The sequence below is a fragment of the Urbifossiella limnaea genome, assembly GCF_007747215.1.
Classification (GTDB): Bacteria; Planctomycetota; Planctomycetia; order Gemmatales; family Gemmataceae; genus Urbifossiella; species Urbifossiella limnaea.
The window spans coordinates 5,135,510-5,153,385 of record NZ_CP036273.1 but is presented as its reverse complement, the minus strand read 5'-3'; the positions used below and the strand labels follow the sequence as shown (position 1 = coordinate 5,153,385).

The window sequence follows — 17,876 nt, the reverse complement described above, 5'->3', positions numbered from 1 at the left end:
GGAAGCCGCCCGTGCCGAAGCTGATCTGCCCGAACTGTGCGAAGTTCGTGACCGTGCCCGACGAGGCCGCTGGCACGACCGTGCCGTGCCCCGAGTGCCAGGCCGCTTTCCCCGTGCCGGCCCGGTACGACCCGGTCGTTTCGGTGCCGCCCGCGTCGCCGGCGCCGGTTCCGCCCCCGGTCGCGCCGCCCCCCCAGCCGCCCGCGCCGCCCCCGGGGCTGACGCCCGACGCGCTCGCCGCGGTGACGCAGCCGGCACCGGCCGCGCCGGGGTACGAGCACAACGTCGGCGTGTCGCTGAAGCCGGCGACACTGGCGTGGGTGCCGGCCGTGGGGCTGACGCTCGTGTTGGTGCTGACGCTGTTCCCGTGGGTCGGCTCCTACGTCGGTGGGTCGGCGGTCTACTCGCAGACGCCGTGGCGGGCACTCGCCGGCAGCCCGGCGCGGAACTTCCACCTCGAAGAACTGTCGCGCCAGCAGTCCGGCTGGCCGGCGGACGTGCTCAACAAGGTGTCGTCCGACTGGCTGCTGATGCTCCCGTACCTGCTGCTTCTGATCCTGGCCGTCGTGGTGGCGTGGGCCGAGCGGCTCGTGACGGACGTGAGCCGCCTCCCGCGGCAGGTCGCGTTCCTCCGCGACGCCTGGCCGTACCGCGTCCCGGCCCTGGCGGGCGCCGCGGTGCTGATGCTGGTGCTGCTACTCGCACAGGCCGCGCACGGGTTCGGTCTGGAGCGGGCGATGCGGCAGGCCGTGGCCGAGCGGTACGCCGACGAGCAGGCGAAGGCCGCGGGGAACCAGGCCGAGCTGGACAAGATCGAGTTCCGCGCCGACCAGGAGTTGGCGAAGTTCAACCTGGAATGGACCGCGTGGTTCGGCCTGGCCGTCGCGCTGCACCTGCTCGTGGTGCTGGCGATGAGCGGCCGGTTCTGGCTCGACCGCCGTGGCAGCAAGCCGCCGCCGAGGCTCGTCCTGCAGTACTGACCCGCGCGTGACCACCGCTGGTCACCGGCTGACCGCGCGACCGGCCCCGGGGCGTCACGTCCCCGGGGTTTCGCACGTCGGCACCCGGTTTGCCTGGCGTACCATAACCCGCATCCCGTCTTCGAGGTGCCACCGATGTCGCTCCGGTCCCGCGCGGTCGTGCCCGCCGTCCTGTTCGCCGCGGCCGTCGCCGCGGTCCCCGCTGTCGCTCAGCCGTCGGCCGACGCCGCGACGTTGGCGAAGAAGGCCGCCGCGTTCCTCGCCAAGAGTCAGAACGAAGACGGCAGCTGGGGGCCGGCGCCGAACAACCGCGGCGTCACCGGCATCGTCGTGACGGGGCTGCTGCGGACCGGCACCGGCCCGGACACCGAGCCGACCGCGAAGGGGCTCCGATTCATCGAGTCGCTGGTGAATCAGAAGGAAGGCCACATTGCCGGCAACGACCTGAAAGCCGGGCTCATCAACTACACGACCAGCATCAACGTCATGGCGCTGTCGGAAGCCGGGCGGGCGGAGAAGTACCGGCCGGTGATCGGCGACGCGGTGAAGTACCTCCGCGCGTACCAGTGGGACGACGCCCGCGGCAAGGACGCGAACACCGACTTCTACGGCGGCGCCGGGTACGCCGGCGACAAGTCGCGGCCCGACCTGTCGAACACCGCGTTCTTCCTGGAGGCGCTGAAGGCCGCGGGCGTCCCGTCGGACGACCCGGCGTTCAAGAAGGCGGCCGTGTTCGTCAGCCGCTGCCAGAACCTCAAGAGCGAACACAACGGGGCCGCGTGGGCGGCGAAGAACAACGACGGTAGCTTCATCTACACCGGGGCCAACGGCGGCGAGAACCGCCGCACCGACGGCGACGGCACCAAGACCGACATGGGCGGCTACGGCAGCATGACCTACGCCGGCGTGAAGAGCCTGATCTACGCCGGCGTCGGCAAGGACGACCCGAGGCTGAAGGCGGCGCTCGGGTGGATCGGCAAGAACTACACCCTCGACCGCAACCCGGGGATGCCGGAGGCGAATTCGCAGCGCGGCCTGTTCTACTACTACCACACCTTCGCCAAGACGATGGACGCCCTCGGCGTGGACACCTTCGAGGACGCGAGCGGCGTGAAGCACGACTGGCGCGCGGACCTGACGGCGGCGCTGGCGAGCCGGCAGCGCCCGGACGGCAGTTGGGTGAACCCGACCGACCGCTGGATGGAGGGCGACCCGAACCTCGTCACTGGGTACGCCCTGATGGCGCTCAGCTACACGCGGAAGAAGTGATGCTGTAGCCCACCCGCTCGCGGCTTCGCGCTGGGCGACGCGAGGCCGCAAGCGGCGGGGCTTCCGGTATGATGAAAGTATGACCCGCCTCCTCCCCGCCGCCGTACTCGGCGCCCTACTCGCGGCTTCCGCCTCGACCGCGCACCCGCTGCCGAACACGCGCTACGACCGCACCGTTGCCGTCCGCGTCGGGCCGGAGTCGGTGCAGGTGAAGTACACGCTCGAAGTCACGCAGTTCACCATCTTCCTCGACGGGGCCAAGCTCTTCACCGCGGACGAGATCGCCAAGCTCGACAAGACCGGCCGCGGGTTCGTGCTCGCCTACGCCAAGAAGGTCGCCCCCGAGATCGCCCGCGACCTCCGCGCCGCCAGCGACGGCACGCCGCTGACGTTCGCCGTCGAGAAGATCGAGCTGGAGGGCGGTGAGCACCCGCGCTTCCGGTTCGAGTTCCGCGCCCCGTGGCCGCCCGGGCCGGAGAAGCGCAGCCTCGTCTTCGACGACGACTCGTTCCCCGACAAGCCCGGCGTCCTGGCGCTGACCGTCGCCGCGGCCGGGAGTGACAGCGGGGTGTCGTTCGACGACCTGATCGAGCCCGACCCGCGCTGGCGCGACCGGCCGGCCATCGACCTGACGCCCGAGCAGGCGGCGCGGCTGCGGAAGGCGTCGGCGGTCGTGAAGCTGCCGCGGGCGATCGTGGACCCCGCGGCCAGACCGAATCCGGGGGCTGCCGCCCCCGGCTCGCCGGCCGTCACCGTAACCGAGGAGCCGCGCACGCTCGCGGCCGACCTCGTGGCCCGCGGGCTGCCGGCGCTGTTCGACTCGTCCGCCGGCCTGGGGGTGCTGCTACTCGCGGCGTTCCTGTTCGGTGCGGCCCACGCCTTCACCCCGGGGCACGGAAAGACGCTCGTCGCCGCGTACCTCGTCGGCGAACGCGGCACCGTCGGCCACGCCCTCATCCTGGCCGTGACGACGACGGTGGCGCACACCGGCTCGGTGATCGCCGTCGCCGCGGTGCTGTGGGGCGTGTACGGGAACGAGGTGCCGGGCACGACGCAGGGGGTGTTGCAGTTCCTCGGCGGGGTCCTGGTCGCGGCCGTCGGCGCGTGGCTGCTGATGCGCCGCCTCACCGGCCGGGCCGACCACGTCCACTTCGGCGGCGGCCACCATCACCACCACGACCACGACCACGGCGACGGCCACCATCACCACCACGGCCCGCCGCCGGAGGACGCGAAGACGACGTTCGGCTGGACGCGGCTCATCCTGATGGGCCTCGGCGGCGGGCTGATCCCGTGCTGGGACGCGGTGCTGCTGCTGCTCGCGGCGACGGCGCTGAACCGCATCGGCTTCGCGGTGCCGCTGCTGCTGGCGTTCAGCATCGGCCTCGGCGTCGTGCTGGTGCTGTTGGGGGTGAGCGTTGTCTACGCCCACCGGGCCGGGGCGGTGCGATTCGCCGAGAGCCGCTGGTTCCGGGTGCTGCCGATGGTGAGCGCCGCGCTGCTGCTCGGCATCGGCCTGTGGCTGTGCCGCGAGGGGCTCAAGGCGGCGACGGGGTGAGGCCCGGCCGCAGCGGGCCGCACAGCACCACCAGTGCGAACGCCATCGCGCCGCCCGGGCGGTGCCACTCGATCCCGAGCGCCTGCATCGTTGGGAACGGCACCAGTTGCACGCCGAGGAGCAGTACCGCAGTCAGCCCCCAGCCGTGGCGACCGGCGGCGAACAGGTCGCGGACCCACGGGACCGCCAGCACCAGCCCCAACAGCTCGTAACCCAACACCTGCGGGCACACCACCGCGAGCGCGGCCGCCATCGCCAGTGCCCACGCCTCCGACGGCCGCGTTCGTGACGCGACACAGCGGAGCCCGACCAGCCCGAAGCCGACGGCGTAGCTGAGGAGCATCGTCGCCGCCGTCTGCTCCACGAGCACGCGCTCGCCGCTGGCGAGGTACAGGAGGCGGTTCCAACTCGTCATCTCGTAGGCCAGTTCGGCACGGTTGAACGCCACCGCCTGGTGCCCCGCCCCGGCCTGTTTCACGTAGTCGAGCAGAAACAGCGGCGTGCCGCCGACGAACGTCGCGCCCAACAGGTTCAGCCCGCCGACCACCAGTAGCACGCCCGCGGCGCGCTTCCAGCCGCCGAGAAGCCACGCCAGCGGGAGCAGCGGCAGGGCCACGTGCGGCTTCACGAACGGCAGCGCCCACAGCACCGCCCCGGCGACGTTCCAGCCGCGGCCGAACGCGACCAGACCGGCGACGACGCACCCGGCCGCGACCAGCGTCGTCTGCCCGACCAGCACGACGGCCAGCGTCAGGAAGTTCAGGACGAGCGCGAACGGTACGAGCATTCGCACCAGGTCCGGTCCGGTCGGCTGGCCTGCGGGGCGAACGAGCGTGACGACTCGCGCCACCGCGAAGGCCGCAAGGCCGTTCACGACGGCCCACAGGAGTTTCGCGTCGGGCCACGGCAGGAGCGCGAACGGCGCGAACTCCACGACCGCGCTGGGCGGCAGGAAGAATCCACAGTTCTCGCCGAGCGGCGCCGGGCCGGTGTTCAGTTCGGGGAACTGCTCGACCACAGCCGACCGCACGGTCGCGGTGTCGTAGGGGTTTTGGGCACGGAGGCCGAGCTGCGAGCCGAGGCGGTAGATGAACAGGTCCGGCGCGACGTTCGCGGCGAGCGCCTGGAACACGCCGAACGCGAACACCAGCAGCGCGGCGGCCGCCGCCGGGAGGGCGTCACGCACCATAATTCTCCGGCAGGAGCAGCGTCGCCGGGCTCCGCAGGTGGCGAGCCACGGCGTTGCCGAACACCGCCCCCACCGCCCCGTCCACGACCCGGTGGTCGAACGAGATCGACAGGTACAGGATGTCCGCGGGGTGAAGGCGGCCGGCGTCGTCGTACACCGGCCGCCTCACCACCTTGCCGACGCCCAGGATGCCGACTTCGGGATAGTTCACGATCGGCGTCGAGATCAGCCCGCCGACGTTACCGACCGACGTGACGGTGAACGTGCCGCCCTTCAGGTCGTCGGGCCGCGCGCGGCCGGCCTTCGCCTCGCGGCCGAGGCGGTCGATGTCGGCGGCGACCGCGGGCAGGTCTTTCTTGTCGGCATCCTTCACCACCGGCACGATCAGCCCGCCGGGCGTGGCGACGGCGACGCCGACGTGGACGCGGTCGTGCAATACGATCTCGCCGCCGGCCTCGTCGAGGGTGCTATTTGCGATCGGCACTTCCTTCAGGGCGCGCGCCACGGCCTTCACCACGAACGCCAGGTACGTCAGCTTCACGCCGGTGCGGGCGAACGGCTCGCGGAGCTGCGCCCGCAGCCGCACCAGGTCGGTCACGTCGCACTCGTCGATGTACGAGTAGTGCGGCACGCGCCGCTTCGACTCGACCATATGATCGGCGATGCGGCGGCGGAGGCCGACGAGCTTCGTCCGCGTCCCGGCGGTGCCCAGGTCGAACGCGGTCGCTTCGGCCTTGGGCGGCGGCGTCGCTGCGGGGGCGAGGAGCGGCGTGAGGTCGTCGAGGAGGATGCGCCCGTGCGGCCCGGTGCCGCGGACGCGGGCCAGGTCCACGCCGAACTTGCGGGCCAGTAGGCGGACGGACGGGGAAGCAGGGGGAAGCGACTGTGGGACTGTGGGACCGTGGGACTGCTGGACCGGCGGTCGGGCGACGGCGACGGCCGATCCGTTCGTCGATCTTGATTCCGCCCGCACGGCCTCCTTCTGTCCCACGGTCCCTGAGTCCCCCGGTCCCACAGTCCCCCCAGGCGAGTAGGCGAGGATCACCTGCCCGACCTGCACCTTGGCGCCGGGCGTCGCCGCGAGCGACGTGATGGTGCCGGCGAACGGGGCCGGCACCTCCATCGTCGCCTTGTCCGACATCACCTCGGCCAGCCCCTGCCCGCGGCCGACCGCGTCGCCGGGCTTCACCAGCCAGCGGACCAGCTCCACCTCGATCAACCCTTCGCCGACCGGGGGGAGGGGGAAGTCCATGAGCCGCTCCGAGGGCGAACCGGCGGCGTCAGCCGCCGGGTAGAGGTACGTCCGACTTGAGGTGTACACCCGGCGGCTGACGCCGCCGGTTCGCCCACCCGCCTGCTAGAACCATTCCTTCTTGTCCCGGAGGTAAGTCCGGGCGTACTCCTCGTCGGACATGCTGAAGTATTGTATCCCCTCGACCACGCCGACCAGCAGCGTGACCGGGCAGAAGAGTACGCCGATCACGGCGCGGATGATGCCGCTGGTCGTACACCCCTGCACGAACTTGTGGACGCCCCACGTGCCGAGGAAGATCGCCAGAAGCGCATGACTCGTGCGGTCGGCGCCGCTCGGGCCGCGGGGCGCGTCGTCGCGCTCGCGGTCGGGCCGGCGCGGGCGCCGCTCCTCCGCGCGGGGTTGGCGCGGCTCCGGGACGCGCTCCTCACGCGGCGCGGCGACCGGCCGTGGTCGGGTTGGCGGTGGGGGAGGGGGCGGTGGGGGTGAAGCACCGGCGACCGCCGACTCGACCGCCTTCGTCACCTTGCCCCACACGTCGGCGAGCGCCGCGGTCGGCTTCGGCTCGGGGCGCGGGCTTCTGTCGCCGCCGTCGACCGCCGCGAGTTCGGCCTGCACCTCGCCGAAGCCGCGCGGCCGCTCCTCGGGCTCGCGCGACAGGCAGCGGCCGATCAGGTCGGCCATCCGCGGCGGAAGCTGGTTGTAGTGCCGGTTCGTCGGCTCGGTCGTCTTGAACAGCGCGAAGCAGAGCGTCTTGGCGAACCCGTACACGTCCGCGGCCGGGCCGACCTTCACGCCGGGGAGTTTGCCGAGCTGCTCCGGGGCGGCGTAGTCGAGGGTGCCCGCGATGGCCGACCCGTACACCGTCAGGCCGCGCGCCGTCGAGCCGCCGCTCAGCGCCGCGGCCGGCATCGCCAGGCCGAAGTCGATCACCCGCACGTCCCACCGGCGGCCGCCGTCGGTCGTCACGCGGTTCACCATCACGTTCGCCGGCTTGATGTCGCGGTGCAGCACGCCCTGGTCGTGCGCCGCCTTCAGCGCCCCGGCCAGCGTCCGCGCCAGCGGCAACAGGTCCGCGAGCGGCACCGCGCCGTTCGCCTCGACGTAGCTCTGGAGCGTGGGGCCGTCGAAGAACTCCATCACGAGGTACGGCCGGCGGCGGTCCGCCTCGTCGGCGAAGCCGCAGTCGCGGAGGCCGACGATGGCGCGGTGCTTCAGCTGGTCGAGCGTCATCGCCTCCTTCAGCACGCTGGCGGCGTCGCGGTCGAGCCCGCCGTCGTGGATCGCTTTCACCGCCACGGGCGCGGCCGTCAACTTGTGCCGGCAGAGGAACGTAACGCCGAACCCGCCGGCGCCGAGGATGCGGTCCGGCGGGTACTTGTCGAACGGGAACGGGGCGAACCGCGCCGGGTCCAGCTCGACGGCCTGCCGCAGGTCGGCGAGCGCGCCCGGAAAGTCGTCCTGCTCCAGCTTGGTGCGGTAGGCGTTGTGGTACGCCTCGGCCCGCTCCGGGGCCGACTCGGCAATCGCCGCCGCGACCGCGAACGACTCGCCGGCCCCATCAAAGTCGCCGACCGCGAGTTGCAGCTTGCCGACGTCGGTGACTAGCTGCGGCCGGGCGGCGCGGGCCTCGTCCGGCAGGCCGCGCACCTGCGTCAGTAGCTCCTTCACCAGCTCGCGCTCGCGGTCGGTCCGCAGCGAGAGGCTGTGCTTCGGCTCGACCGGCTTGTCGAGCATGTCCAGCTTGTCGAGCAGCGCCGCCATCCGGCCGTGCAGGTCGTCGAGCTTCCGGCCGGTGTCGGCGCCGTGCAACTCGGCCGCGGCCTGCGCCGCCATCGCGGCGGCCGTGGCGTGCTCGACCACCAGATGGATGTCCGCCACGCGGCTCTCGACGCCGCGGACCGAATCGTGAACCAGCTTCACCGAGTCGCCGACGGCCCGCACCTCCGCCACCACCTGCCCGGCGACCGCGGCGAGGCCGGCGTCGAGGCGTTCGGCCTGCTCGTCGAGGAGGCCGGCGAGGCGGTCGAACCCGGCCGCCTGGTTCTCGGCCAGCGCTTCCGTCGCGGCGAACTGAAGCCCCTGGAACAGCTCGGGGTTCCGCTCCACCTCGCGGCGGAAGAAGAAGCGCACGGCCACGACCACGACCGACCGCCCGGCGTCGGCCGGCGTGGCGAGGAGCGTGCCGAGGGCGGGATAGCCGGCGAGCGCGACCTGCGCCCCGAGGTCGTCGAGCGCGGCCTTTTCGGCGGCGAGCAGCGCCTGCGGGTCGGCGTGGCGGGCGAACGCCCCGGCGCGTTCGACCAGGTCCCCCGCGACGAGCCGGCCGAGGAGCACGCCCCTGCCGAGGGCGTCGCGCAGCTCGCGGAGGCACGCGGCACGCGCGTCGGCCCGGCCGGCCAGCTCGGGGAATTCCACGGTGTCGATGAACGCTTTGATCTCGCGGCGGAGGGCCTTGTTCTCCTCGCGGTCGAACCACGTCCACAGCGACTCGCCGGCGAGGGCGATCTCGAGCGACCGCCACGCCTTGCGGTTGGACGCTTCGAGGGCCGCGAGGAGCGTGCGCGAGTGGTCGGAGGCGTGGTCGGTGGCGAGGCGGAACAGCACGTCGACGCGCTCGGTCAGCGTGCGGACGGCGAACGCGGACAGGCACTCGCAGACGGGCACGGGCATCCCTCCGGTCAGTTCCGCGGGCCGAACCCCATGCCCGCGTTCCCGCTGTCGGGCTCGTCGCGGAAGCCGAGCAGGTTCCGGGTCAGCGCCCCGCCGAACTCCACCAGCTCGCGCAGGGCGCTGTCGAAGTCCGCGGTCGTGAGCCGCAGCGGGTGGGACTTCTCGCCCCGCTCCGCGGCCAGGAGCGCGGCCTTGCGGAACAGCTCCTCCACGAACGCCGGGCTCGCACCCTCGGTGCGGTCGAGCAGCGGGCCGGCCTCGACCGCGGAAAGGTCGAGGCCGTGCGTGAAGTGCTCGAACAGGCGGCGGCGGCAGTCACGGTCGGGCAGGGGGAAGTACACCGCCTGGTCGACACGGCCCGGCCGCGCGGCCAGCGCCCGCTCCAGCATCCGCGGGCGGTTCGTCGTCAGCAGGAAGATGACGTCGGCCTTCGTGCCGAGGCCGTCCATCTGGTCCATCAGGTCGTGCAGGAGCGTCGTGTCCGGGTTGTCGGCCCGGTCGAGGGCGATCAGGTCCACGTCCTCGATCACCACGAGCGCCGGCTGGAGGAGGCGGGCCAGCTGGCACGACTCGCGGACGAGCCGCAGCTGCCGGCCGGTCAGCAGGATGACGGTGTACGCCGGGCAGGCGCGGGCCAGGTACTTCGTCACCAGCGTCTTGCCGACCCCGGGCGGGCCGTGGAATAGCACGCCGTGGCGGGTGCCGCGGCCGGCTTTGCGCAGCGTGTCGGCGTGCGTCAGTAGGCCGATGACGTTCCGCTCCACCACCTGGAGCACTTCGTCCGGCAGGATGATCTGGTCGCGGCTGACGGCGGGCAGGTCGTGGAAGCGAATCTGGAAGTCGGGCTCGCCGTCGGCCCCGGCCGGGCCGGCCTGCTCGACCATCAGCACCTGCCCGCGGTAGACGTTCCGCTCGCGGGCCTCGGCCAGCACGCGGTCCAGCGCCTTCTGCGCGTCGTCGGCGGTCGGGGCGAGGATGTCCAGCGCCGTCCGCGACAGCATGGCCACGAACGGCGCCAGCCCCGGCGTCGCCAGCAGGTACAGCCCCGAGACGACGACCTTCGTCGACCGCGAGAGCGACGTCGCGCGAACGGTGTACTCGACGGGGGCGTTGCGGGAGGCGTTCGCGGCCAGCGCCGGCGTCAACTCGTTCCAGTAGCCCATGCCGATCACCGGCCGGGCGTCGGAGGCCTCGCGGAGGGCTTCGAGGGCCAGGAACAGGTTGACGCGCTCCCACTGGAGCAGCGGTCGGGTGATGACGGCGCCGCGCTTCCACGGCCGGCCGAGGTGCTTCTCGACGACCGGCGACACGCCGGCGAAGTAGCTGACGACGACGCCGGCCGCCACCAGCCCGATGAGGACGAGGGCGACGGCCGCCCCGACGGTGGCGAAGTCGACCGCCAGCAGCGGCGGCACGCGGCTCATTCCGAGTCCAGCGCCTCTTTCAGCGCCTGGATGGTTTCGTGGAGGTGTTCGAGCGTCGGGTTGATGTCCAGAGCCTGGCGGAAGGCGCGGAGCGCGGCGCGGGGCTTTTTCAGCTTCAGGTAGCACTGCCCGAGCCCGGCCGCGGCCCCGAAGTGAACGGGGTTCAGCCGCAGCACCACCTCGCAGTCGGCGACCGCCTTCGGGTACTGCCCCTGCTTGAAGAACCAGATCGCCCGCTGGTTCCGCGCCTCGGCGAAGTCTGGGGCCAGCGTGATGAGGTCGTCGAGTGCCGCCTTGCGGGCGGCCGGCTCCTTCTCGCGCACGGCCAGCTGGAGCGCCCGGTTCTCGTCCTCGGTGCCGCCGCGGAACCACACCTCCCACAGGGCGTCGGACGCGAGCCGCTGCACGAGCGGGTCGTCGTCGCGGAGGCGGGCGGCCAGCGGCTGGTTGCAGCCCATGGTGCCGAGGAGGCCGACGGCCAGCGCCGCCGCCCGGCGGGTGCGGACGTCCGCCGCGGCGAGGAGCCGGGCCAGGGTGCCTTCCGTGTACTTGCTGCGAACCTCGTCCTTGAAGTGGTTCACCAGCGGGCCGGCGCCGGCGGCCCAGAGTTCTTCGTCGTCCCCCGGGTTGAGCGGCGGCAGACGGTCGAAGTAGGTGACCAACAGGGGGGCGGTCACGGCTGGTCCTCGGGCGAGTCGCGGGACGGAGTCAGTGTAGGGCACACGGGCAAGGGCGTGCAACCCCGCGATGCTACGCCGCGCGGCACAACTTGCTCAGCACCGCCATCCGCACCGCCAGCCCGTGCGTCACCTGGTCCAGGATCGCCGACGCCGGCCCGTCCGCCACGTCGGGCGTGATTTCGACGCCGCGGTTGATCGGCCCCGGGGCCAGGAGCAGCACGCCGGGCTTGGCCCGCGTCATCCGGTCGCCGTCCATCCCGAACAGGAGGCGGTACTCGCGGATCGACGGGAACAGCCCGCTCCGCTGCCGCTCGAACTGGATGCGCAGCAGGTTCAGCACGTCGCACGTCGGCAGGATGTCGTCGAGGTTGTGGGCGATCTCGACGCCCAGCGCCGCGACCTCGGGCGGCACCAGCGTCGTCGGCCCGCACACGATCACCTTCGCGCCGAGCTTCAGCAGGCCGTGGATGTTGCTGCGGGCGACGCGGCTGTGGGCGATGTCGCCGACGAGGCCGACCGTGAGGCCGGCGACGCGGCCGAGGCGCTTGCGGACGGTGAAGATGTCGAGCAGTCCCTGCGTCGGGTGCTCGTGGGCGCCGTCCCCGGCGTTCACCACGCGGACGTGCGGGCGCAGGTGCCGGGCGAGCACGTGCGGGGCGCCGGGCGACGAGTGCCGCACGACCACGGCGTCGATCCCCATCGCCTCGATGTTGCGGGCCGTGTCGATGAAGGTCTCGCCCTTCGACGTGCTCGACCCGCCGGGGGTGAAGTCGAGGGTGTCGGCCCCGAGCCGGCGGGCGGCCAGGCCGAAGCTGACGCGGGTGCGGGTGCTGTTCTCGTAGAACAGGTTGGCAATCACCTTCCCCTTCAGGTCGTCGCGCTTCGGCACGGCGCCGTACCCGACGCCGAGGTACCCCTCGGCCGCGTCGAGAAGCGCGGTGAGGTCGGCGGCCGACAGGTCTTCGAGGCCGAGCAGGTGCTTCATGGGTGAACTCGTCCAGGTAGACTAACCACAGAGTCACAGAGGGCACAGAGAGAAGACACAAGGCAGAGATGAAGCAAGTTTGAATTCAAATCCGGTCATTCACTCGGTCTTCCCTCTGTGCCCTCTGTGCCCTCTGTGACTCTGTGGTTAATCCGGTTTCCTCTTCAGCCCGCGCCCCGGCAGCGCCGCCGTGCGCGCCCCGTTCCGCAGCACGAACTCGCCGTTCACGAGCACGTCCGTCACGCCGGCCGCGAGCGCTCTGCCGTCGTCGTAGGTGGAACGGTCGGTGATGGCGTCGGGATCGAACACCACCACATCCGCCGCGAACCCGGCCCGCAACAGCCCGCGGTCGGCGAGACCGAAGCGGCGGGCGGTGTGGTGGGCGCACTTCATCACCGCCTCCTCGAGCGACCAGTCGCCGGCGCGGACGTGGTGGCCGAGGTAGCGGGCGAAGCAGCCGGTGCCGCGCGGGTGCGGGCGGCCGCCGACATAAATGCCGTCGCTCCCGGCCATCATCAGCGGGTGCCGCATCAGGGCCACCACGTCGGCGTCCTGCCGGGCGGCGAAGTGGCGGATGACGCAGCCCGCGGCGCACGTCGTGGCGATCAACAGGTCGCACACGAAATCCACGAGCGACTGCCCGGCGTCGGCCGCGGCGGCGGTCAGGCCTTTCCCCTCGTAGTGGCGGTACTCGTCGCTCGGCACGCTCGCCAGGCGGATGGTTTCGATCGGGAAGCGCGGATTTTCGAACGCCGCTTGCAGCCCGGCCCGCACCGCGGGTTGCTTCAGCCGTTCGACCGTCGCCGCGGTGCCGCCGGCGCACACCTCCGGCGGCAGCGTCAGCATCGACACCAGCGTGCTGCCGTAGAGGTAGGGGTACAGGTCGAACGTCACGTCCACGCCGTCGGCCCGCGCGGCGTCGAGCAGCGGCAGGGTTTGAGCGGCGAGGCAGTTGAAGTGCGAGACGTGGACTGCCGCCCCGGAGCGGCGGCCGACGTTGAACACCTCCTCGAGCGCCGCCGGTGCCTTCTGCTGGTTGTACCCGCGCATGTGGGTGACGTAGACACCGCCGAACGGGGCGATCTCGCGGCACAACTCGGACAACTCGTCCTCGTCGGCGTAGATGCTGGGGACGTAGTCGAGCCCGCTGGACAGGCCGACGGCGCCCTCCTCCATGCCGACGCGGATCAGCCGCCGCATCGCGGCCAGCTCGGCGGCAGTCGGCTTCCGCGGGTCGAGGCCCATCACCTCCATCCGCACGTTCCCGTTGGGTATCAGCGTGCAGACGTTGAGGGCGCACGCGCCGTCGAACAGCGCCAGGTACTCGGCGACGCTCGCCCACGTCTTGCCGGGCGTGGGGAAGTTGCCGTTGAAGCCGGCGGTGTACTCCCGCATGTACGCCTGCACCGCGGCCGACCCCGGGGCGAAGGCCACGCCGTCTTGGCCCAGCACATGCGTCGTCACGCCCTGGCGGACGGCGGCTTCGTGGTACGGGTCCACGAGCAGCGCCAGGTCGCCGTGGACGTGCGCGTCCACGAAGCCCGGGCACACCACCTTCCCGGCGGCGTCGAGCGTGGCGCGTGCGGCGGATTCGGGGAAGCGGCCGACGGCGGCGACGCGGCCGGCGGTGACGCCGACGTCGGCGTGGGTCCAGGGGAGGCCGGACCCGTCCACGACGCGGCCGTTGCGGATGATGAGGTCGAACATCCCCGACACGATAGGCGGGGGACGGCCCCTCGCCTATCGTGTCCCAAGCCTCCCCCGCCCCCACCCCGGACCCGACATGGCTTCGCCCGCTTCGGTCCCGCACACCCGCATCCTGGCCGGGCTCGTCCTCGGCGCGGCCGCAGGCTGCCTCGTCAACTACCTGTTCGTCGGGGTGGGTGCGGACCAGCGGCCGGTCGTGCCGCAGTGGCTCCGGCTCCTCAACCAGAACGTCACGGAGCCGATCGGCCAGGTGTTCCTGCGGCTGCTGTTCGTCACCGTCGTGCCGCTGGTATTCGCGTCGCTCGCCGTCGGCGTCGCCCAGATCGGCAGCGTCGGGGCGGTGGGCCGGGTCGGGGGGAAGACGATCGCGTACTTCCTCGTCATCACCACCATCGCGACCGTCATCGGGCTGGTGCTGGTCAACGCGGTCAAGCCCGGGGAAGGGCTCCCGCCCGGCGACCTGGCCGAACTTCAGAAGCAGTTCGCGACCGGCGCCGGGGAGCGGAAGCCGGCCGAGTACACGGTCATGTCGTTCGTGCAGTCGGTCGTGCCGAACAACCCCTTCCGGGCGGCGGCGAACCTGGAGATGCTCGGCATCATCACCTTCGCCCTGCTCGTCGGCGTCGGCCTGACGAAGCTCGACGCCCACAAGGCCGAGCCGGTGGTGCGGCTGCTGGAGGCGATCGGCGAGCTGATGGTGTTCATCATCACCCTGGCGATGAAGCTCGCGCCGGTCGGCGTGTTCTGCCTGATCTTCGCCACCACGTCGCAGCTCGGGTTCGCGCTCCTCGGGCTCCTCGGGAAGTACGTGTTCGTCGTGCTGCTCGGGCTGGCAATCCAGGGCGGGCTCGTGCTGCCGGCGCTTGTCCGCGTGCTCGGCGGGTACGGGCCGCTCACGTTCTTCCGCAAGGCCCGGGCGTCGATCGTCACCGCGTTCAGCACCAGTTCGTCGAACGCCACCCTGCCGACGAACCTGCGCACGGCCGAGGTCGAGTTCGGCGTGCCGCCGCGGATCGCCGCGTTCGTCCTGCCGCTCGGGGCGACCATGTGCATGGCCGGCACCGCCCTGTTCGAGGGCGTCACCGTAATGTTCCTGGCGCAGCTGATGCTGCCGGAGCCGATGGCGCTCGGGCAGCAGGCGCTGGTGGTGATGCTGTGCGTTCTCACGGCCGTCGGCGCGGCCGGCGTGCCCGGCGGGTCGATCCCGCTTCTGATGCTCGTGCTGGAGACGGCCGGTATCCCGCCCGGGGCGATCGCCATCGTCCTGGGGATCGACCGCATTCTCGACATGTGCCGGACCACGGTGAACAACATCGGCGACCTGTCGGCCGTGGTCGTGGTGGCCCGCAGCGAGGCCGGCCACGCGGCTAGCGTGCCGCCCGCACCGTGACCGTGATCGGCCGCGACGTGGTGCCGGCGGGGCGGTAGGTGGCGAACGCGTTGGCCGTCTCCCACAGCGTCACCTCGGTCACCGGCAGCCCCACGGCGGCGGCGTGGTCGAAGATCAGTCGGGCGATGTTCTCCGCCGTCGGGTTCACGTCCAGCAACACGAGCGGCTCGCCCTGCCGCTCCAGTTCCGGCACGACCGGGTCGTCGCGGTGCAACAGCATTCGGTGGTCGAGGCTGTCGTCGACCCACCTGCCGAGGACCCTCTTCATCTCGCCGAAGTCGAGCACCATGCCGAGGCGGTCCAGCTCCGGGGCTTCGAGCGTGACCACGGCCTTGCCGTTGTGCCCGTGCAGGTGCCGACACTTGCCGGCATAGCCGAGGAGCCGGTGGCCGTAGCAGAAGTGGATTTCCTTCGTCACCGCGAACATCGATCGCCCTCGGTCGCGTACCTCGTCGGGTCCGGTACTCCCGCCGCGCGGAAGCCCGCCTGCCGCTCCCCGCACTTGATGCACTCCCCGCACGGTACGTGCCCCGCCGGCCGCACGCACGAGAACGTGAACTCCAGCGGAAAGCGCAGCCCGCGGCGGAGCACGTCCGTCTTCGTCAACTTCGCGTACGGCCGGAGGACGCGGACCGGCGGCAGGTTCATCCCGCGTGCCACGACCGCGGCGAGGCCGTCATAGAACGCCGGGGTGGCGTCCGGGAAGGGGTTGGTGCCGAGCGGGGCCGTGGCCAGTTCCGGCACGCCGTGGAGGTGACACCACAGCAGAGGCTTGGCGAATAGTAGGACGTTGCGGCCGGGGAGGAAATCGGCGTCGTGGGCGGCGGTCGCCGACGGGACATCGGTGCCCGTCACGCTCCAGTGGCCGCCGTACAGGTCGGCCGCGGGCTGCGCCAGTTCCACCAGTGGTCGGAGCGCCGGCGTGCGGACGGCGGCCAGAAAGCGGTCGAGGTGCGCGCGCTCGGCGTCCTCCCACAGCATCCCGACGCGGACGTACACCGGAACGACCGCCGGGTACGCCCACGCCGCCTCGGCGAGGAGAACGGCGCTGTCGAGGCCGCCGCTCACCAGGACGGCGAGCGGGGCGTCGGGGCGCGGCGGCGGCCAGGCGTCGGTCGGAGTCACGCGATGATTCTAGCCGCCGCGCGGCCGGCCGGGCGAACTCACGGTATGGCGACGCCCGCTTCCGCCGCACCCGGGCGGCCGCCCGCTCCCTGGCCGGCCGGGCCATTCATCCCCGGCGGCGGGCCGGGGCCACGACCGCCGCCCCCACCCCCGCCACCGCCGGCGCCCGATCCGGTCATCTTCCCGACCAGCGTGCTCGACGACTCCATCAGCGAGAGCGTGTCGCACTCGCTGGAGATGATGAACAGGTCGCCGGAAGTTGTGGCCCCGAGGTTGGTGTACAACTCGACGCCGACCTTCTGGTTGCCGATCATCTTGCTCACGAACTGCTTCCAGTAGCGCGGCGGGTCGAGCGAGGCGTCGTCCGTCTTGGCCAGCGGGCTGTCGCGGAACCGGTCGCGGAGCGCCTTGGCGGCGTCCGAGTCGGCGAACTCCAGGCACCCCTCGAACCGCACGTTCCGCGAGCCGACGCTGATCTTGAAGCCGCCCGCCTTCGGCGACTTGGTCGCCTGGGCGAACTGCTTCTCGAAGTCGCCGCCGGCGGCCCCCGGGTCCTTGTTGTCCGGCTCCTTCGGCCGGGAGTTGTTGTCGTACGTCAGCATGTACCAGGCGGTGCCGCGGACGATCCGCTTGCCGAGCGGGCCGAACCGGGCCGCGGTAGCGTTCTCCAGGTCGCCGGCGTTCCCCGCGATCATCTTGTTGAACGTGCCGCCGGACACGCCGGCGGGGCAGAGAACCACCAGCTTCGGCGTCGGGCTGAACACCTTTAGCGGCCCGTTGAAGACGCCGGGGATGGCGTCCACGGTGTAGTAGTCGCGGCCGTCGGCGGCCGCCTTGCGGGCGCCCGGCATCTTCGACAGCAGCGACTGGTCGAAGGGGGTCCGCGTCTTCAGGACCATCGCCTCCTCGCCCTTGCCGTTGGTCCCCATGACCATGTAGTCGAGGAACTCGTTCTTGTCGCCGCCGACCGCCGCGGAGACGACGTCGGCGGCCCGTTTGAAGGACGACTCGTTCACCTGCGACTCGAACTTCTTGTAGAACTCGATGTACTTCCGGACGTGGCCGATGTTCGACCCCGACACCGAGGTGCAGTCCGGCGGCAGGTAGTTCATCAGCTCGTAGGCGGCCGGCTTCTTCAGGAAGAACCACGCCAGCATGAAGACGTTCAGGGCCAGGAAGGCCAGCCCGCCGGCGATCAGGCCGATGAGCAGCGGCTTGTTCGTCTCCTTCTTCTTCGCCTTGCGCTTCCTGGGCGTCGGGGCGCCGGCGGCGGGCTTCTCCTTCTTCGGCTTCTTCTTCTTGCGCGGGCGGTCGTCGTCGTCCGCGTCGTCGGCCGGGCGGCGGCGCGGCGGCGGGGTGTCGTCGTCGGTGCGAACGTCCTCGGCCTCGGGGGCGTCGAACACGGCGTAGCACTCGGGGCACTCGACCTCGGTGCCGGGCTCCGGGGCTTTCTTCAGCTTTAGCTTGGCCCGGCAGTCCGGGCACCGGAGTTCGACGGCCATTGGCGCGACCTGTGGTGGTGGCGACGGGGACCGGGGATAACGTATCGATCCTAACGGGTCCGGCCGCCGGACGCAAACGGCTGTCCGGACTGCCGGGTTGACGCCCGCCGGTCGGGGCGTCAGGCTAGAGTGGGACACCCGT

At 71.7% G+C, this 17,876-nt stretch carries 14 protein-coding genes; 4 read left to right on the top strand and 10 right to left on the bottom strand.

Going from position 1 to position 17,876, the window contains the following annotated elements; genetic code table 11:
* Positions 1–11 precede the first annotated feature (11 nt).
* The 3 genes from ETAA1_RS32260 to ETAA1_RS20995 all read left to right on the top strand — a co-directional run bounded on the left by ETAA1_RS32260 (position 12) and on the right by ETAA1_RS20995 (position 3,807).
* Complete coding sequence (locus tag ETAA1_RS32260; RefSeq protein WP_202920306.1) at positions 12–980, top strand: hypothetical protein; 969 nt, start codon at positions 12–14, stop codon at positions 978–980.
* 135 nt (positions 981–1,115) lie between these two features.
* The gene (locus ETAA1_RS21000) at positions 1,116–2,249 is read left to right on the top strand and encodes a prenyltransferase/squalene oxidase repeat-containing protein (protein ID WP_145241944.1); all 1,134 of its coding nucleotides are present in this window, start codon (positions 1,116–1,118) and stop codon (positions 2,247–2,249) included.
* A 79-nt stretch (positions 2,250–2,328) separates the two neighbouring features.
* Positions 2,329–3,807, top strand: a complete 1,479-nt coding sequence (locus ETAA1_RS20995; protein WP_145241942.1) for a HoxN/HupN/NixA family nickel/cobalt transporter — start codon at positions 2,329–2,331, stop codon at positions 3,805–3,807.
* Here ETAA1_RS20995 and ETAA1_RS20990 read toward each other — a convergent pair.
* The 7 genes from ETAA1_RS20990 to ETAA1_RS20960 form a co-directional block, all read right to left on the bottom strand.
* A complete protein-coding gene (locus ETAA1_RS20990) occupies positions 3,788–4,993 on the bottom strand; it encodes a glycosyltransferase family 87 protein (RefSeq protein WP_202920305.1) in 1,206 nt (401 codons plus the stop codon). The genes ETAA1_RS20995 and ETAA1_RS20990 overlap by 20 nt on opposite strands.
* Complete coding sequence (locus tag ETAA1_RS20985) at positions 4,986–6,248, bottom strand: dihydrolipoamide acetyltransferase family protein (RefSeq protein WP_145241938.1); 1,263 nt, start codon at positions 6,246–6,248, stop codon at positions 4,986–4,988. Before ETAA1_RS20985 ends, ETAA1_RS20990 begins: the two co-directional genes overlap by 8 nt.
* Positions 6,249–6,353: 105 nt before the next feature.
* A complete protein-coding gene (locus tag ETAA1_RS33505) occupies positions 6,354–8,915 on the bottom strand; it encodes a protein kinase domain-containing protein (protein WP_145241936.1) in 2,562 nt (853 codons plus the stop codon).
* A 14-nt stretch (positions 8,916–8,929) separates the two neighbouring features.
* A complete protein-coding gene (locus tag ETAA1_RS20975; RefSeq protein ID WP_145241934.1) occupies positions 8,930–10,345 on the bottom strand; it encodes an AAA family ATPase in 1,416 nt (471 codons plus the stop codon).
* Positions 10,342–11,022, bottom strand: coding sequence for a tetratricopeptide repeat protein (locus tag ETAA1_RS20970; protein WP_145241932.1), 681 nt, complete (start codon positions 11,020–11,022; stop codon positions 10,342–10,344). Before ETAA1_RS20970 ends, ETAA1_RS20975 begins: the two co-directional genes overlap by 4 nt.
* Before the next feature lie 73 nt (positions 11,023–11,095).
* Positions 11,096–12,010 carry an aspartate carbamoyltransferase catalytic subunit gene (locus ETAA1_RS20965; RefSeq protein ID WP_145241930.1) on the bottom strand — a complete coding sequence of 305 codons (915 nt, stop codon included), beginning with the start codon at positions 12,008–12,010 and terminating at the stop codon, positions 11,096–11,098.
* 147 nt (positions 12,011–12,157) lie between these two features.
* On the bottom strand, positions 12,158–13,717 hold the full coding sequence (locus tag ETAA1_RS20960; protein WP_145241928.1) for an N-acyl-D-amino-acid deacylase family protein: 1,560 nt from the start codon (positions 13,715–13,717) through the stop codon (positions 12,158–12,160).
* Positions 13,718–13,793: 76 nt separating this feature from the next.
* Here ETAA1_RS20960 and ETAA1_RS20955 point away from each other — a divergent pair, with 76 nt between their 5' ends.
* Positions 13,794–15,107 carry a dicarboxylate/amino acid:cation symporter gene (locus tag ETAA1_RS20955; protein WP_202920304.1) on the top strand — a complete coding sequence of 438 codons (1,314 nt, stop codon included), beginning with the start codon at positions 13,794–13,796 and terminating at the stop codon, positions 15,105–15,107.
* On the opposite strand, the gene ETAA1_RS20950 is transcribed toward ETAA1_RS20955, so the two are convergent.
* The 3 genes from ETAA1_RS20950 to ETAA1_RS32255 are packed head-to-tail and all read right to left on the bottom strand — an operon-like array spanning position 15,085 to position 17,734.
* On the bottom strand, positions 15,085–15,534 hold the full coding sequence (locus tag ETAA1_RS20950; protein ID WP_145241924.1) for a 6-pyruvoyl trahydropterin synthase family protein: 450 nt from the start codon (positions 15,532–15,534) through the stop codon (positions 15,085–15,087). The genes ETAA1_RS20955 and ETAA1_RS20950 overlap by 23 nt on opposite strands.
* Complete coding sequence (locus ETAA1_RS20945; protein ID WP_145241922.1) at positions 15,522–16,232, bottom strand: 7-cyano-7-deazaguanine synthase; 711 nt, start codon at positions 16,230–16,232, stop codon at positions 15,522–15,524. The genes ETAA1_RS20950 and ETAA1_RS20945 overlap by 13 nt, the downstream gene beginning before the upstream one ends.
* A 38-nt stretch (positions 16,233–16,270) precedes the next feature.
* Entirely contained in the window at positions 16,271–17,734 is a 1,464-nt protein-coding gene (locus tag ETAA1_RS32255; RefSeq protein ID WP_202920303.1) for a zinc ribbon domain-containing protein, read from the bottom strand.
* Positions 17,735–17,876: the final 142 nt, after the last annotated feature.

Coding starts and splice junctions, on each gene's coding strand:
- ETAA1_RS20960 (WP_145241928.1), bottom strand. CDS start 13,717: ATGTTCGACCTCATCATCCGCAACGGCCGCGTCGTGGACGGGTCCGGC.
- ETAA1_RS21000 (WP_145241944.1), top strand. CDS start 1,116: ATGTCGCTCCGGTCCCGCGCGGTCGTGCCCGCCGTCCTGTTCGCCGCG.
- ETAA1_RS20950 (WP_145241924.1), bottom strand. CDS start 15,534: ATGTTCGCGGTGACGAAGGAAATCCACTTCTGCTACGGCCACCGGCTC.
- ETAA1_RS32255 (WP_202920303.1), bottom strand. CDS start 17,734: ATGGCCGTCGAACTCCGGTGCCCGGACTGCCGGGCCAAGCTAAAGCTG.
- ETAA1_RS20995 (WP_145241942.1), top strand. CDS start 2,329: ATGACCCGCCTCCTCCCCGCCGCCGTACTCGGCGCCCTACTCGCGGCT.
- ETAA1_RS20955 (WP_202920304.1), top strand. CDS start 13,794: ATGGCTTCGCCCGCTTCGGTCCCGCACACCCGCATCCTGGCCGGGCTC.
- ETAA1_RS20975 (WP_145241934.1), bottom strand. CDS start 10,345: ATGAGCCGCGTGCCGCCGCTGCTGGCGGTCGACTTCGCCACCGTCGGG.
- ETAA1_RS20965 (WP_145241930.1), bottom strand. CDS start 12,010: ATGAAGCACCTGCTCGGCCTCGAAGACCTGTCGGCCGCCGACCTCACC.
- ETAA1_RS20985 (WP_145241938.1), bottom strand. CDS start 6,248: ATGGACTTCCCCCTCCCCCCGGTCGGCGAAGGGTTGATCGAGGTGGAG.